The organism is Mesorhizobium sp. B2-3-14 (genome assembly GCF_006442175.1).
Classification (GTDB): domain Bacteria; phylum Pseudomonadota; class Alphaproteobacteria; order Rhizobiales; family Rhizobiaceae; genus Mesorhizobium; species Mesorhizobium australicum.
This window is the reverse complement of sequence record NZ_VFVP01000002.1, coordinates 421425-436641: the sequence shown is the minus strand read 5'-3', so window position 1 is coordinate 436641 and position 15217 is coordinate 421425. Positions and strand designations below refer to the sequence as shown.

At 64.2% G+C, this 15217-nt stretch carries 13 protein-coding genes and 2 tRNA genes; 9 read left to right on the top strand and 6 right to left on the bottom strand.

What is annotated here, in order from left to right; genetic code table 11:
* Positions 1-2: 2 nt before the first annotated feature.
* Entirely contained in the window at positions 3-3611 is a 3609-nt protein-coding gene (gene putA, locus FJ950_RS06745; RefSeq protein WP_140616010.1) for a bifunctional proline dehydrogenase/L-glutamate gamma-semialdehyde dehydrogenase PutA, read from the bottom strand.
* A 163-nt stretch (positions 3612-3774) separates the two neighbouring features.
* Here putA and FJ950_RS06740 point away from each other — a divergent pair, with 163 nt between their 5' ends.
* Positions 3775-4227: an Lrp/AsnC ligand binding domain-containing protein gene (locus FJ950_RS06740; protein ID WP_140616008.1), complete on the top strand. Its 453-nt coding sequence runs from the start codon at positions 3775-3777 to the stop codon at positions 4225-4227.
* A 1-nt stretch (position 4228) separates the two neighbouring features.
* On the opposite strand, the gene FJ950_RS06735 is transcribed toward FJ950_RS06740, so the two are convergent.
* Together FJ950_RS06735 and FJ950_RS06730 are read right to left on the bottom strand one after the other, a co-directional pair.
* Positions 4229-5428: a cytochrome c peroxidase gene (locus FJ950_RS06735; protein WP_140616006.1), complete on the bottom strand. Its 1200-nt coding sequence runs from the start codon at positions 5426-5428 to the stop codon at positions 4229-4231.
* Between the two features lie 7 nt (positions 5429-5435).
* The gene (locus tag FJ950_RS06730; RefSeq protein WP_041163818.1) at positions 5436-5885 is read right to left on the bottom strand and encodes a FixH family protein; all 450 of its coding nucleotides are present in this window, start codon (positions 5883-5885) and stop codon (positions 5436-5438) included.
* Between the two features lie 151 nt (positions 5886-6036).
* Between FJ950_RS06730 and FJ950_RS06725 the strand changes: the two genes are divergently transcribed.
* The gene (locus FJ950_RS06725) at positions 6037-6960 is read left to right on the top strand and encodes a sugar kinase (protein WP_140616004.1); all 924 of its coding nucleotides are present in this window, start codon (positions 6037-6039) and stop codon (positions 6958-6960) included.
* A gap of 5 nt (positions 6961-6965) precedes the next feature.
* Here FJ950_RS06725 and FJ950_RS06720 read toward each other — a convergent pair whose 3' ends face one another.
* The 3 genes from FJ950_RS06720 to FJ950_RS06710 form a co-directional block, all read right to left on the bottom strand.
* Positions 6966-7988: an aldose epimerase family protein gene (locus FJ950_RS06720; protein ID WP_140616499.1), complete on the bottom strand. Its 1023-nt coding sequence runs from the start codon at positions 7986-7988 to the stop codon at positions 6966-6968.
* An 86-nt stretch (positions 7989-8074) separates the two neighbouring features.
* On the bottom strand, positions 8075-9532 hold the full coding sequence (locus FJ950_RS06715) for an NAD-dependent succinate-semialdehyde dehydrogenase (RefSeq protein WP_140616002.1): 1458 nt from the start codon (positions 9530-9532) through the stop codon (positions 8075-8077).
* A 183-nt stretch (positions 9533-9715) separates the two neighbouring features.
* Entirely contained in the window at positions 9716-10666 is a 951-nt protein-coding gene (locus FJ950_RS06710) for an AEC family transporter (RefSeq protein WP_140616000.1), read from the bottom strand.
* Between the two features lie 57 nt (positions 10667-10723).
* On the opposite strand from FJ950_RS06710, the gene FJ950_RS06705 reads away from it, so the two are divergent.
* The 7 genes from FJ950_RS06705 (at position 10724) to FJ950_RS06675 (ending at position 15191) form a co-directional block, all read left to right on the top strand.
* Positions 10724-10966, top strand: a complete 243-nt coding sequence (locus tag FJ950_RS06705) for a hypothetical protein (RefSeq protein ID WP_140615998.1) — start codon at positions 10724-10726, stop codon at positions 10964-10966.
* 100 nt (positions 10967-11066) lie between these two features.
* Positions 11067-11615, top strand: coding sequence for a histidine phosphatase family protein (locus FJ950_RS06700; RefSeq protein ID WP_140615996.1), 549 nt, complete (start codon positions 11067-11069; stop codon positions 11613-11615).
* Between the two features lie 230 nt (positions 11616-11845).
* A tRNA-Tyr gene (locus FJ950_RS06695) sits at positions 11846-11919 on the top strand.
* 1 nt (position 11920) lies between these two features.
* Positions 11921-11985, top strand: a tRNA-Met gene (locus FJ950_RS06690).
* A gap of 360 nt (positions 11986-12345) precedes the next feature.
* Positions 12346-13488: a slipin family protein gene (locus FJ950_RS06685; RefSeq protein WP_181171095.1), complete on the top strand. Its 1143-nt coding sequence runs from the start codon at positions 12346-12348 to the stop codon at positions 13486-13488.
* A 175-nt stretch (positions 13489-13663) separates the two neighbouring features.
* Positions 13664-13945, top strand: a complete 282-nt coding sequence (locus FJ950_RS06680) for an acyl carrier protein (protein WP_010909964.1) — start codon at positions 13664-13666, stop codon at positions 13943-13945.
* Between the two features lie 55 nt (positions 13946-14000).
* Positions 14001-15191, top strand: coding sequence for a beta-ketoacyl-ACP synthase (locus tag FJ950_RS06675; RefSeq protein WP_140615994.1), 1191 nt, complete (start codon positions 14001-14003; stop codon positions 15189-15191).
* Positions 15192-15217 lie beyond the last annotated feature (26 nt).

Genomic DNA, 15217 nt, shown 5'->3' with positions numbered 1-15217 from the left:
ACCTATGCGGCGGCCAAGAGGCTGGCATTGCCACCCGCGGCGGTCGTGTCGACGCAGACCGCCCGCTCATGCGCATAAGCCGCCGGATAAAGCACCTCGCTGACCAGCGGGACGATCGGCCCGCTGCGCTCGGCGATGACCTTGCGCACGATGCGCGCCGCCTCGGGCGTGCCTGAAAAAGCAACCACATCGACGCGCAGCGAGCGCGCCTCGACAGGATCGGGGCGGCCGTCGATGGCCGCCAGCGGCAGGCCTTTGCCGGTCAATGCCGAGAGCGCCGCCGGTGCACCCGGCGCAACAGCCAGCACCGCATTGCCGGCGGCGAGCGCCTGGATGGTCTGCGCCAGCAGCGTGTCGCCGTCCGGCCCCAAGCACAGCACCCGGCCGCGCGGCGACAGCGACAGCGTGTTGGCCTCGCCGGTCGGCCCGGGCAGATCGACCTGGCCGAAATCAATGCTGGCGGCGGCACCGATCGCGGCCGCGCCCTTGCCACGAAGATGCTTCCTGAGGATGGCGACCCGGTCCGGCCGCGTCGACCAGCCGCCGAGAGCGGGATCGGGCAGATTGTCGGCCAGTTCGGTCGCCGTCACCTTATGGCCTTCGCCGACTTCCGTGCCCGCTTCAGGCCCTTTGCGGAAACGCCTGAGATAGTGCGGCCCGCCGGCCTTTGGCCCGGTGCCGGACAGGCCCTCGCCGCCAAATGGCTGCGAACCGACGACAGCGCCGATCTGGTTGCGGTTGACATAGATGTTGCCGGCATGGATGCCGTCGACGAAATGCTGCACCCGGCCCTCGATACGGGTGTGCAGGCCGAAGGTCAGGCCGTAGCCCTTGCGGTTGATGGCGGCGATGACGCTGTCGATCTGGTCGGCGTCGAAGGTCGCGACGTGCAGCACCGGACCGAACACTTCGCGCTCCATCTCCTCGATGCCCTTGACCCGGAAGACATGCGGCGCGACGAAGCGGCCATCCTTGGGCGCCTCAAGTTTAGCGATCAGCCGGCCCTGCAGGCCCATCGTCGTGCAATAATCGCGGATCGAACTTTGCGCGTCATCGTCGATCACCGGACCGACATCGGTCGAAATCCGCCAGGGATCCCCGACGTTGAGCGCCTCCATGGCGCCTTTCAGCATCTCCAGCATCTTCTTCTCGACGTCTTTCTGGACATAGAGCACGCGCAACGCCGAGCAGCGCTGGCCGGCACTCTGGAAGGCCGACGCGAGGATGTCACGCACCGCCTGCTCGGGAAGTGCCGTGGAATCGACGATCATGGCATTGAGGCCGCCGGTCTCGGCGATCAGCATGGCGTCCGGCGCCGCGGTCTCGGCCAATTGCTTTTCGATCAGCTTGGCGACCTCGGTCGAGCCGGTGAAGCAGACGCCGGCAATACGCGGGTCCGCTGTCAGCGGACCACCGACCGACGGGCCGTCCCCGGGCAGGAGTTGGATGACGTCTTCCGGCACGCCGGCCTCGCGCAGCATCTCGACGGCGCGGAAGGCGATCAGCGGGGTCTGCTCGGCTGGCTTGGCGATCACTGAATTGCCAGTGACAAGTGCTGCCGCGATCTGGCCGGTGAAGATGGCGAGCGGGAAATTCCACGGCGAGATGCAGACGATGGCGCCGCGCGCTTGCGTGCCCGTTTCGGCGTTCGCCGCCTCGGTGGCGTAATAGCGCAGGAAGTCGACCGCCTCGCGCACTTCGGCGACGCCGTCGGCCAGCGATTTGCCGGCCTCGCGCGTGGCGAGCGCGAAGAACTCGACGGCATTGGCCTCGTAAAGATCGGCGGCACGGTTGAGGATAGCGGCACGCTCGGCGACCGGGCGTTTTGCCCACGCCGGCTGCGCCTCGACAGCGATGCGCACGGCGGTTGCGACCTGCTTGGCGGCGGCCTCGTGAACCGTGCCGACCACCTCGGAAGGCTTTGCCGGATTGAGGATCGGGCGCTGCTTGCCGTAGCCGGCGGCGCGCGTGATCGGCTTGGCGTGCCAGCGATCGGGACCCGCAAATGCCGCTCTGGACTGCTCGATCGCCGCCAGCGTCACCGTGTCGGTGATGTCGAATCCCTTCGAGTTGCGGCGCCCGATCCCAAAGATCTGGGAAGGCCGGGCAATCGCCGGATTGGCGGCGGGACCCTGGCTTTCAACCGTTTCCAGCGGATCGCGTGCGATATCCTCCGGCTCGACCTCCTCGTCGGTCAATTGGTGCACGAAGGAGGAGTTGGCGCCGTTTTCCAGGAGCCGGCGGACCAGATAGGCCAGCAGGTCCGAATGCGCGCCGACCGGCGCATAGATACGGCAACGCGTGCCTTCGGCCTTGCGCACCGTTTCGTGCAAAGCCTCGCCCATGCCATGCAGGCGCTGGAATTCGAAGGTGTCGCGACTGTCAGCCATCGACAGGATGGCGGCGACGGTGTGCGCGTTATGGGTGGCGAACTGCGGATAGATGCGGTCGGTCATGCCAAGCAGCTTTTTCGCGCAAGCCATGTAGGAGACGTCGGTGTTGGCCTTGCGCGTGAACACGGGATAACCGGCAAGCCCGAGTGTCTGCGCCCGCTTGATCTCCGTGTCCCAATAGGCACCCTTGACCAGCCGGACCATGATGTTGCGATTATGCTTGTTGGCCAGGGCATAGAGCCAATCGATGGTGAAAGCCGCGCGCGGACCATAGGCCTGCACGACGACGCCAAAGCCGTTCCAGCCGGCGAGTTCCGGCTCGGCCAGCACCCGCTCGATCACGTCGAGCGACAGGTCGAGACGATCCGCCTCCTCGGCGTCGATGTTGAGCCCCATCCGCGAATGCCGTGCGGCCAGGGCCAGCGACAACAGCCGCTCGGCCATCACAGGCAGCATCTCTTCCTTTTGCGCTTCTTCGTAGCGGGGATGCAGTGCCGAAAGCTTGACGGAGATGCCATGGTTCTGGCGGATATCTGGCCCGTTCGAGCCAGCATCGAGCGAGGAGATGGCGTCGGCATAGGCCTTGTGATAGCGCAGCGCGTCCGCCTCGGTGCGGGCCGCCTCGCCCAGCATGTCGAAGGAGTAGAGGTAACCCTTCTGCGTCATTGGCCGGCCGCGCTTGACGGCTTCCGCGATCGTGCGGCCAAGCACGAACTGCTCGCCCATCTCGCGCATGGCTGCGGCCACTGCCTTGCGGATGACCGGTTCGCCCAGCCGGCGCACCATCGAACGCAGCGTGCCTTCGATACCGCCCTCACCTTCATCGAGCACGCGGCCGGTTAGCATCAGCGCCCAGGTCGAGGCGTTGACGAAGATCGAACTCGAACCGCCCGAATGCGCCGACCAGTCGTGCGGCGCGATCTTATCGGCGATGAGATCGTCCATCGTCTCTGTGTCGGGTACGCGCAGCAGCGCCTCGGCCAGGCACATCAGCGCCACGCCTTCCTTGGTGGAGAGGCCGTAGGCCGAGAGGAAGACTTCCATCAGCCGGGGATCGGACGAACCGCGCACCGCCCGCACCAGGTCGGCCGCACGCGCCGAGATCGCCTTACGGTCTCCGGCCGAAAGCCCGGCCGCCTCGGCTAATCGCTTAACCGCTGCGTCTTCGTCGGGCAAATAATTGGCGCGGATCTGCTGGCGGATGGCGTCGAGCGGCATGGCGGTCCTATGAGCAAGCACAAGGGAACGGGCCGGCGGTCACCGGACCGAATGGCGCAAGCTAGCACAAGTGCCAGATTTCAGGCGGTCTGAAAAAATCGACAGGGCAGCTCAATTGATCTATCATGTTGCCGAAAAATTGCTCATTCGGGCTGCAGTTTCGATGACAGAAGATCAATTGGACCGCATCGACAGGAACATCCTGTCGGCACTGGCCGGCAATGGCCTGCTTTCCATGTCGGAACTGGCGGTCAAGGTCGGCCTGTCGAAGACACCGGTGCAGGCGCGGGTGAAGCGGCTGGAGAAGGACGGCTATATCAGGGGATACCAGGCGATCATCGACCGCGAACGCATGGGCGAAGGCCATGTCGCCTTCGTGCAGGTGAAATTATCGGACACCCGATCCGCCGCGCTCGATGCCTTCAACCGCTCCGTACAAGCCGTGCCGGAAATCGAGCAGTGCCACATGATGGCGTCGAGCTTCGACTATCTCCTTAAGGTCCGCACGAAGGACATCGCCGCCTATCGCCGCGTGCTCGGTGAGCGCATCTCCGCCCTGCCCCACGTCGCCCAGACCTCGACCTTCGTGGCGATGGAGACGGTCAAGGACAGGTAACCTATTCCGATAGCGTCTTCAGGAACGCCACCAGTGCGGCGCGCTCGCGGTCCGAGAGCTCCAGCGGGTGAATTTCAGAACTGCCCTCGACGCTTGGCGCAGCCTTGGCATAGTGAGCGACGACCTCGTCGAGCGATGAAAACTGCCCGGCGTGCATGTAAGGCGGCCGCGTCGCCGCACCGCGCAGCGACGGCGTCTTGTAGGCGCGCACAAGTTCCGGCGCATCCTTGACCATGAAGCGCAGCTCGCCGCAGGCACTGGCCTCGCCATCGCGATAGGCTCCGAAGCAGTTGAACGGGTCGGCCTCGACCTGGGCCACCGCATCGACGCGCCCACGATCCGCCGGCAGGCCGGCAGCAGGCGGTACACCCGTGTTGTGAAAACCGTTGTCGCTGAAGCGCGGGCCGTTGTGGCAGCTCACGCAATTGGCCTTGCCGACGAACAGTTTCAACCCAAGGATTTCCTCCGTGGAAAAGACGGCATCGCCTTTCGGCTCGGCGCCTGTCGCAAGGTCCAGCGCAAAGCGGTCGAAGCGTGTCGGTGCCGGCTCGATCGAGCGTTCGAAAGCGGCGATCGCCTTGCCGATATTGGCATAGACGCCGTTGATTGCGTCGCGCTGCGCATCGCTCATCGCGTTCCAGGCGGTTTTTTCGGCATCGCTTCCAAGCGGGCTGGCATTTGGCGGAATGCTGGACAAATCAGGCAATGGCCCGAAGATGCGCTCATAGCGTTCGCCGAAACGCGCCTTCATGTAATGCGCGTAGGCAGCACGGTTTCCCGCCTGTTCCAACGGGTTTTCGAGCGGTGTCAGCGCCTGCGCCCACAGGCTGTCGCGCCGTCCATCCCAGAAGAACCAGGGGTCGCGCGCCACGCCGGCCAGCGGCATGGTGCGCCGGTTGGTGTGGCCGACTCCGGCCGCCTGCGGCAGGTCGTCCTGGAACTGCCGGTCGATCTTGTGGCAGGTCGAGCAGGACACCGTACCGTCGCGGCTCATCCCGACGTCGAAGAACAGCGTCGAGCCGAGCGCCGCCGCGGCCGGCTCATCGGCGAAGCGGTTGGTGGTATCAGGCTTCAGCGCCGGCAGCGTATTCAGCGCGAGCGATGCAATCGTCTTCTTCTCGGCATCGGAAAAATCCGGCTTGCCGCAACCGGCAAGGATGGCTGCCACCGTAAGTGCCAAAAAGCAGAAAAAGCGCCTCATCGACCGCTCACAGCACCACGTTGAACAGCACAGTGTCGGAGCCCGCGCCGGACGATATGGCGAAACGCAGTTGCCACCAGCCGCTCATGGTGAATTTCACCCCTTCGATGCGGTAGCGTCCCTCGCCTAGATAGTCGGTCGCCTGCGGGCTGGTCGGCAGACCGTGATTGTGTTGCGGCATGCCACCGGAGATGGCAATCGCGGCTCGCTCCACCGAGGCCCCCGTCTTTGTCTTCAGCGTCAGAAGCCAGGATTCCAGTTCGCCCTGCCGCACGACGCCCCGTTCCGGCACGAAACTCGCTACGTACAACCCGTTGTCGGTTTTTTTCGTCCGCGAGACATCCGGGCCGGCGGGCTGTGCCGAATGCGGCGCGGTCAGATAAACGGCCGCGAGAACGCCGACCAGCAAAGCAGCCAGACCAAGACCTGCCAGGAGATAACGCCATAACGATGCCAAACCGGTTCCTCTTTCGCAGATAACGTCCTGCCGGGCGGATCGCATCCCGCCAGCCTGTGGGAAAACGCTGTGGCGGAAAAAAGCCTGCTTGCCAAGCATGGCGCTGCGTTCGGCAAAAAGCTACAGCACCGAAAGCACTGGAGGATTGCAGATGGTGGGAAACGGCGTCGCCTCGATCGGCGAATGCATGCTGGAACTGTCGGGCCAGACCGGGCCGAACTGGCGCATGGGCTTTGCCGGCGACACGTTCAACACGCTGTGGGCGCTGCGTGCCCTAAGCGCTGACCGGCCGGCAACCTATGTCTCGGCCTTCGGCGACGACCCTTTCTCGCAGGGCCAGATCGACTTCTTAGCCGAAAACGGCATCGGCATCGGCTCCAGTCCGGTCATACCGGGCGCGCGCCCCGGCCTCTATGCCATCGCGCTGACCGGCGCCGAGCGCTCCTTCACCTACTGGCGCGGTGACGCCGCCGCCAGGCAGCTCGCCTCGGACCCGGCGGCACTGGGCAAAAACCTGGAAAATCAGTCGCTTGTGTACTTTTCCGGAATCACTTTGGCAATTCTCGATGAGGCCGCGCGCAAGACGCTGCTGACCGCGGTGGCAAAGGCGCGTGCGGCGGGCTCGCTGATTGCCTTCGATCCCAACTATCGGCCACGGCTCTGGCGCAACCGCGAGGACGCGCAAGCAGCGATTGCCGGGGCGCTTGCAATTACCGACATCGCGCTGCCGACGTTTCCGGACGAGCGGATGCTGTTCGGCGATGACACACCGCAGGCGACCGCCGAGCGCCTCGGGCAATTGGTCAAGGAGGTCGTGGTCAAGAACGGCGAGGCACCGGCATTGATCGGCAAGGGTGGAGCGCTGCGGGAGGTCGCCGCAATCCACGTGGCTGCGCCCGTGGACACGACAGGTGCCGGCGATTCCTTCAACGGCGGCTATCTCGCCGCACGGCTTGGCGGGATTGCCCCGGCGGACGCTGTCCAGCGCGCGCACCGCGTCGCCGCCGCCGTCGTGCAGGTCCGCGGCGCGCTGGCGCCGTTCGAGACGCTACGGGCGGCGTTCGGCCAGTCCTGAAAAAGTTAGCCCTGCCGGAAGCGATATTCCGTCACATGGTGGTAGATCGCGCCAGGCCATAGCGTCGCCTGCGGGAAATACGGCCGGTTCGGCGCGTCGGGCCATATCTGCGGCTCCAGACAGAAGCCGCTGAAGGCCTTGTAACCCCGCCCTTCCAGGCCGGTGCGTGGCGTCACATATTGCCCGGTATAAAGCTGGACGCCGGGCTCGGTGGTCCAGACTTCCATCTCGATGCCGGAACTCGCCCCTTGCACCCAAGCTGCCTGCTTGAGCGGACCGCGCGCCGCGGCCAGGCAGAAATTCTGGTCGTAGGGTAACTGTTCGCCCTCGGTCTCCATGCGCAGCGGCCGCGCCTGGCGAAAATCGAAGGGCGTGCCGTCGACCGGCTTGACCACGCCGGTCGGGATCATGTCGCCGTCGACAGGCAGATAGGCGCCGGCGTTCAGCATCATCCTATGGTCGAGAATGTCGCCGGCACCGCCATCGTCGAGGTTGAAATAGGAATGCTGGGTGAGATTGCACGGCGTCGGCTCCTCGCAGGTCGCCGTCAGTTCGACGCTGAGCGTGCCGGGAATTTTCAGCCGGTAGGTGCAGGTAACGTCGAGCGCTCCGGGAAAGCCCATCGCGCCATCGGGATCATGCAGCGTCAGCGTGACGAAGTCCCTGCCATGCAGCGAAACCGTCCATGGCCGGTGGGAATAGCCTTGCGAGCCGCCATGCAGCGTATGCTTGTCCAGGAAGTTGCGCTCGGTTTGATAGCGGTTGCCGCCAATTGTAAAACGAGCGTCGCCGATGCGGTTGGCGTAGCGCCCAACCACCGCCCCGAAGAAGGCAGTATCGGTCTCATACGCTTCCAGAGTGCTGTAGCCGAGAACCAGCGGCGCGTCATGCCCGGCCAGGCGCAGGTCCTGGACGATGGCGCCGAGCCCGATGATGTTGGCGGTGAGGCCGCCGCCCCTGATCGTGAAGCGGCGGACCGGTTCGCCTGCCTGCGTCGTGCCGAAAACCTCGCCGTCCTTCATCATCATGCCCGCAAACGTCAGTGGATCCAAAGGACTTCGGCTGGTTCTTCAGCCTCGAGGCAGGTGTACGAGCCTGCCTCCGGACTAGCCTATCAGAGGCCGAGGCCGCCGATGCACACATATTTGGTATCGAGGTAATCCTCGATGCCCTGATGTCCGCCTTCCTTGCCAAGTCCGGATTCCTTGACGCCGCCGAACGGTGCTTCAGGTGTGGTGATCAGCCCTTCATTGACGCCAACCATGCCGTATTTCAGGCCTTCCATGACCCGGAAGGCGCGGCCGAGATCGCCGGTGTAGAAGTAGCAGGCAAGGCCGAACTCCGTGTCGTTGGCGAGCGCCACGGCCTCTTCCTCGGTCTCGAACTTGAACACGGGTGCGACCGGCCCAAAAATCTCTTCCCTCATAAAGCGCATTTTCGGCGTCGCGTTGGCGATGACCGTCGGCTGGAAGAACGAACCGCCGAGCGCGTGGCGCTTGCCCCCGGCGACGACCTTGCCGCCCTTGGCCGTGGCGTCGGCGATCAGCTCCTCGACCTTCTCGACCGCCTTCTCGTCGATTAGCGGCCCCTGCTGGACGCCCTCTTCCAGGCCGGAACCAACCTTCAGCCCGTTGCTGGCCGCGGCGAGTTTCTCGACGAACTTGTCATAGACGCCAGCCTGGACCAGGAAGCGGTTGGTGCAGACGCAGGTCTGGCCGGAATTGCGATATTTGGCGGTGATCGCGCCGGCCACGGCACGCTCGATATCGGCGTCGTCGAAAACGATGAACGGCGCGTTGCCGCCGAGTTCCATCGATACCTTCTTGACGGTCACCGACGATTTCTGGATCAGGATCTTGCCGACCTCGGTCGAGCCGGTGAAGGTGATCTTCTTGACCAGCGGATTGGCGCAAATCTCGTCGCCGATCTCGCCGGCGGCGCCGGTCAGGATGTTGACGACACCCTTGGGAAAGCCGACTTCCTCGGCAAGCGCCCCCCAGGCAAGGCCGGAATACGGCGTCTGCGAGGCCGGCTTGACGACAGCGGTGCAGCCCGCGGCAAGTGCGGGACCGAGCTTGCGGGCCAGCATCGAGGAGGGGAAATTCCACGGCGTGATGGCGGCGATGACACCGACTGGTTCTTTCGTCACCAGGATGCGGCGGTCCGCCCATGGCGAGGGCACGACATCGCCATAAGTGCGGCGGCCTTCTTCGGCGAACCACAGGATGTAGGCGGCAGCCGAACCGATCTCGCCCTTGGATTCGAACAGCGACTTGCCCTGCTCGATGGTGAGCAGTTCGGCCAGCACGTCCTGATTGTCCATCATCGCGTCATGAAGCTTGCGCAGCAGCTTCGAGCGCTCGAGCGCGGTCGTCTTGCGCCAGGTTTTGAAAGCTTCATCGGCGGCCTCGATGGCGCGGCGAGTTTCTGCCTTGCCCGACTTCGGTACGGTGCCGATCTTGAGGCCTGTAGCCGGATTGTTCACATCGACCGTCTGGCCGCTGTCGGCCTGCACCCATTCGCCGTTGATGAGATTGGCCTGCCGCATGAAATGGCTGGTTTTCTGAAGCATGGTCTGGCCTCCGTTCGGCGCTCACGGGCCGCTATCTGGATGTCTTCGGTAAAGCGCAGGCAGGGCCGCGCGCTGGAGCCATTGCTCTTAACCTAGGGAAAGCCCCGCAAGCAATCGCAAGATGGCATATAGGGGTTGGACCAGCACAAGACGAGAGCGCGTTGGCGTACGGCGTCGCCAACCTTATCCGAAAACATGCAGGACAACCGTCAGCCAGAAAGCGGTGGTGATCGCCGCGCAGGCCGTGGCGATGGTCATCTGGTTCGATGCCAGCGCCTGACCGGTGTTGAACTGCACCGCGATGAGATAGGAATTGATGCCGGAGGGCAGCGCCGCCACCACAACCGCCACCTTGGCGGTCAGGGGCGGCAGGCCGAGCAGCCAGACGAAGGCAAGAACCAGTGCCGGCATCAGGAACAGTTTGAGCGCCGAAAGCGCCAGCGCCGGCCGGACATTGCCTGATATCCCGAAGCGGCGCAGGCTGAGCCCCATGGCAAACAGCGCCACCGGCCCGGCGGTGTTTGCCATGGCCTCGACCAGCCGCATCACAAGAGCCGGCAACGGCACGCCGCCTAGCCGCCATGCGAGACCCAGCAGAATGCCGATGATCAAAGGGTTGATGAACAGCCGCTTGAGAAAACTGTGCAGGACCCGCAGCGGATGCACATGCTCGTCACTGCCGCGGCCGAACATTTCGAACAGCACGATAGAGGCCATCATCATGATCGGCAGGTGCACGCAAACCAGCAGCGACAGCACTTCGAAGCCGCTCGGGCCGAATATGCCGAGGATGAAGGGGGCGCCGAGCAGCACGATGTTGGAGAAGGCCGACGAGACGCCTCCGACAACGCCGGCGCGGGCATCCCGCCCGAATATCCGCGTGATGACGAGATGGCCGGCGGCCCAGGTGATCGCCGCCGCCGTGAAATAAGCACCCCACAGCGGCCAGGGCGCCACGCCATGGAAATCCGCCGTCACCATGGTCTGGAAGAGAAGCAGCGGCATGGCCACGCTGACGGCAAAGTCGGATATCCCCTCGCCGCTCGCCGGTCTCAAATAGCCCGTCAGCCCGGCGAGATAGCCGAGCGCGACAAGACTGAAGACGAACAGGACGGTTTCGGTAAGCGGAGACATTTTTCAGGGATAGGCGAGCCACGGTCGCGGCGCAATCGCGCCCGATCATGCTGCTCGATGCCTGCCGCACCAATCCGTTTCCTGCCGATGCCATGGGTGCGGCGTGCGCCAACCCACTCGGCCGAGCCGATCGGAGCTGGCGGGCTGGAACCGGTGCGCGGCGGCAAGCCCGAATACCTCAAGGCGATTGCCTTCTTCGATAATGCCAAACAGGGCTTTACCGAAGCCGGCTACACGATCCCCATCCCGCTCACCGATCAGAAGATCGATCTGGTGAAGCAGCAGCTCGCCAAAAAGTGAGGCTTGAGACGCGGCTGACGCCCGGCTTGTCTTTGTGCCTGCTTTCCAATCCTTATATGCGAATGGTTGGAGCCCGACACGGGAGCATGGAAGGGTGGCGATGATCCGGTTAGCCTTGGCGTTGTTCCTGCTTGTCGTCCCCGCCGCCGCGCACGCGACGGACGCCGGCTGGGCGCTGCTGCGCGATGGCGGCCATGTCGTGCTGCTGCGCCACGCTATGGTCACCGGCACCACCGACCCGGCCAATTTCGACATCGGCAATTGCACCACCCAGGTCAATCTATCGGCGCGCGGCAAGCAGCAGGCAAGCAAGATCGGCGCCCTGTTTGCCGCCCGCGCGGCTCCCATCGAGCGCATTTTGTCCAGCCGGTATTGCCGCTGCCTCGACACCGCGCGCACCGCCTTCGAGGCCGAGCCGGAGCTGTTCGCACCGCTCGATCTCCTGAAGGGTGACGATGCGCAGAAAGCAGCGCAGATCGCCGCCATCATGAAGGAAATCCGCGCCTATTCCGGCTCCGACAATCTGGTCCTGGTCACCCATCTCGAAAACATCGTGGCGCTGACCGGCGTGTCGCCGCGCGAAGGCGAAGCAGTGGTGGTCGAGCCGCAAGGCGACGGCTTGCGCGTACTCGGCCGCGTCACCTTCTGAGAACCACTGCTCCCGAACGCGGGCGCGGCAATGAGTGTTGCCGAAATGCCACCGCCGAAAGAAGCCGCGAATTCGACACGACAATGTCGCTTGCGACAACCCGTCGCAGGGGCTATAGGCGCGCTCCCGGTCACGAAAACCGAAGCGAGCACACCGGTTGGAGCTTTCGTCTCCGCCCGTGCAGACGGCTTTGCCGCCCTGTATACGGCGCCGCTTTGGGGATTGGGATCGCGGATGTAGCTCAATTGGGAGAGCGCCGGACGTAATCCGGAGGTTGTGGGTTCGAGTCCCGTCGTCTGCACCACGGATAGCTCAGTTGGTAGAGCATCAGACTCATAATCTGATTGTCGAAGGTTCGATTCCTTCTCCATTGGCTCGATAAGCCAGCACCCTGCCAGGTGTTATCTGAAAAACGGTCCGGGGACTGGAATGCTGAAGACGTGACGGACGGCCGAAAGCCTTCGGGCCAGGACGTATCGAAAGGTCCGATGCCATCGGCTCGCGGCCAGGCTCGCGGTGATGGTCAAGGCGCAGTGTCGCCGGCAAGGGAGGCTCGCCTCCGGCGCCCGCTTCGCTGCCCCGCGATCCGCTCCCGCAGGCCCGCCGCGCATCGATGCCACCAGTCCCCGGATCATTCGCGTCTGGAATTGGAAGTGAAACGAGAAACGAAGGGAAGATCGACGCATGACGTGACGCCTCGCATGGGGCCATGCCCGACAGGAGTAAGACAATGACTATTCTCGATACAGTTCTTGGGCGCGAGCGCGTCCTCGTTAAGGAAAACGAACGTGCCCTCACTCTCTACAAGGGAGAGATCAAGGCTGTCCTGCTGCCGGGTGAGCACTGGCTCGCCAACCGGAACCAGAGCCTTGAGGTGTCCCGGCACGATCTGAAGAGCCCGGAATTCGTTTCGGCGTACGAGAAGGCGTTGTTCGACAAGCTCCCGGACGTGGCCGCGCGCCATTTCACCGTCGTGCGCACCGGGCGCACGGAAGTTGCCGTCATCGAGCGTGACGGCAACCTGCATTCCGTGCAGGCTCCCGACCGTAAGCTGGTACTGTGGACCGATGCCGGACCGTGGAAGGTGACGGTGATCGACACCTCGGCCGATCTTGCCATCGATCCGGCTGTCATGCGCCGGCTCGGCCAGGCTCGGAAGGCGGAATTGATGTCCGTTCACCCGGTTGTCGACGGCCAGGCCGGGCTGCTGTTCATCGACGGTGTCCTTGTGCGGACGCTTGCCGCTGGCGTGCACGGCTTCTGGAACGTCGGACGGATGGTGCAGATCAAGGTCGTCGACCTCAAGCGCCAGTCGCTCGATGTCGCCGGGCAGGAAGTGCTGACCAGGGATCGCGTCACGATCCGCGTCAATATCGCGGCCGAATACCGGGTCATCGATCCGGTCAAGGCGGTGAGCGCGGTGAAGGACTTCTCCGAGGCCCTCTACCGCGCCCTGCAGTACGCGTTCCGCAAGACGCTGGGCGCGCTCACGCTCGACCAGATCCTCGAAAAGAAGGTGACGGTCGACGAGGAAGCGGCGGCCAAGGTCCGTGCCGACATGGCCGAGATCGGGGTCGAGGTCAGCGATATCGCGCTCAAGGATGTCATCCTGCCGGGTGAGATGCGCGAGATCCTCAACCAGGTGGTTTCGGCCGAAAAGCAGGCCGAGGCCAACGTCATCCGCCGCCGCGAGGAGACGAACGCCACGCGTTCCCTGCTCAACACGGCCAAGGTGATGGCGGAGAACCCGGTGATGCTGCGGCTGAAGGAGCTCGAGGCTCTGGAAACCATCGCCGGCAAGGTCGAGCGGCTGACCGTCCACAACGGAACGGTCGGGCTGCTGAACGACCTTGTCAAGCTCCGCGACAGCTGAGCTTACGTAGCGTCAACGGAAGGGCCGCCGGGTCGACCGGCGGCCCTTCTTGCGTTTCCTGGGTATCCTACCCATCTGCGCCCGGCTTAACAGGCCTTTTCCTGCCGGGAAAAACCGATTAGACAGCGCCCAAACGAATGCGGACAGATTCCGCCCGCAAAGAAGGAAAAGCCTCTTGTCTACAACGTTCGACAAAGTCGCCAAGATCATTGCCGACACCAGCGAGATCGATATCGACACCATCACGCCCGAGAGCCACACCATTGACGATCTCGGCATCGACAGCCTCGACTTCCTGGACATCGTGTTCGCCATCGACAAGGAATTCGGCATCAAGGTGCCGCTGGAAAAGTGGACCCAGGAAGTCAATGACGGCAAGGCTTCGACCGACGATTACTTCGTCATGAAGAACCTGTGCGCCAAGATCGACGCGCTGGTTGCCGCCAAGACCGCCTGAGGTCATCAGGGCGCGTGACTTGACGCGCTCCGTCACCTGACCCACAAAGCCGCTCATGAGCAGCCCCCACGACGTCGTCATCACAGGTATCGGCCTTGTTTCCTCGCTGGGGGAAGGTCCTGACGCCCATTGGCAAAAGCTGGCGCAACCGGGCCGGGAGCCGGTGCTCGAGGCCGGGCGCTTCGCGCCCTACACGGTTCATCCACTGCCCGAGATCGACTGGAACCTGCAGATCGCCAAGCGCGGCGATCAGCGGCAGATGGAGACATGGCAGAGGCTCGGCACCTATGCGGCGGGCCTCGCGCTCGACGACGCCGGCATCAAGGGCAATGACGAACTCTGCACCACCATGGACATGGTTGTGGCGGCCGGCGGCGGCGAGCGCGACGAAGCGGTCGACGCCGACATTCTAGCCGCTTCGGAAAACCGGAACGACCGCGACGTGCTGCTCAACGAGAAGCTGACCACCGAATTGCGACCGACGCTTTTCCTGGCGCAGCTTTCCAATCTGCTCGCCGGCAACATCTCCATCGTCCACAAGGTGACCGGCTCGTCCAGGACCTTCATGGGCGAGGAAGGCGCTGGCGTCGCCGCCGTCGAGACGGCAGCCGCGCGCATTCGCTCCGGCCAGTCGACGCACATCCTGGTCGGCGGCGCCTTCCAGACGGAACATTCCGACATGCTGCTCGGCTACGAGCTGGCCGGTTACCTGCATCGCGGCCCGTGGAAGCCCGTCTGGCAAAGGCAGGGCGCCGAGGGCGGCGGCGTGGTCTCAGGTTCCGGCGGTGCCTTCCTGGTGCTTGAGCAGCGCGAACACGCGGCAAGCCGCGGACGCAAGATCTACGCTGAACTCGGCCCCGTCGTCTCCGGCCGCGCCAGGCGCGCGCGCGGAGAACTCGACGCCGAGATCGCTCTCCTGCTCAAACAGGCGCTGCCGCTGAACGGCAAGCTGCTCGCCATGTCGGGAGCATCAGGCGCGCATGCGGCAACATCAGCCGAAAAGGCGGCGCTCGACGCCAATCCGGCGATATCGGCGCGCGGTTTTGCAACGTTGACCGGGCACATGAAGGAAGCGCAGTTTCCCTTCGCCGTGGCGCTGGCGGCACTCGCGGTCGACCGCAAGGCCGCCTACCCTGTCTTTGACGCCACGGCCGAAAAGCCGTTTGAAGGCATTCCCGCGAGTGTCCTTGCAACGGCGATCGGCTATCACCAATTCGAGGGCATGGCGCTGGTCAACGCCGCTTGAGGCGGCGTCTGGCGAACGCAGTGCAG

Coding starts and splice junctions, on each gene's coding strand:
- putA (WP_140616010.1), bottom strand. CDS start 3,611: ATGCCGCTCGACGCCATCCGCCAGCAGATCCGCGCCAATTATTTGCCC.
- FJ950_RS06740 (WP_140616008.1), top strand. CDS start 3,775: ATGACAGAAGATCAATTGGACCGCATCGACAGGAACATCCTGTCGGCA.
- FJ950_RS06735 (WP_140616006.1), bottom strand. CDS start 5,428: ATGAGGCGCTTTTTCTGCTTTTTGGCACTTACGGTGGCAGCCATCCTT.
- FJ950_RS06725 (WP_140616004.1), top strand. CDS start 6,037: ATGGTGGGAAACGGCGTCGCCTCGATCGGCGAATGCATGCTGGAACTG.
- FJ950_RS06720 (WP_140616499.1), bottom strand. CDS start 7,988: ATGATGATGAAGGACGGCGAGGTTTTCGGCACGACGCAGGCAGGCGAA.
- FJ950_RS06715 (WP_140616002.1), bottom strand. CDS start 9,532: ATGCTTCAGAAAACCAGCCATTTCATGCGGCAGGCCAATCTCATCAAC.
- FJ950_RS06710 (WP_140616000.1), bottom strand. CDS start 10,666: ATGTCTCCGCTTACCGAAACCGTCCTGTTCGTCTTCAGTCTTGTCGCG.
- FJ950_RS06705 (WP_140615998.1), top strand. CDS start 10,724: ATGCCTGCCGCACCAATCCGTTTCCTGCCGATGCCATGGGTGCGGCGT.
- FJ950_RS06700 (WP_140615996.1), top strand. CDS start 11,067: ATGATCCGGTTAGCCTTGGCGTTGTTCCTGCTTGTCGTCCCCGCCGCC.
- FJ950_RS06685 (WP_181171095.1), top strand. CDS start 12,346: ATGACTATTCTCGATACAGTTCTTGGGCGCGAGCGCGTCCTCGTTAAG.
- FJ950_RS06675 (WP_140615994.1), top strand. CDS start 14,001: ATGAGCAGCCCCCACGACGTCGTCATCACAGGTATCGGCCTTGTTTCC.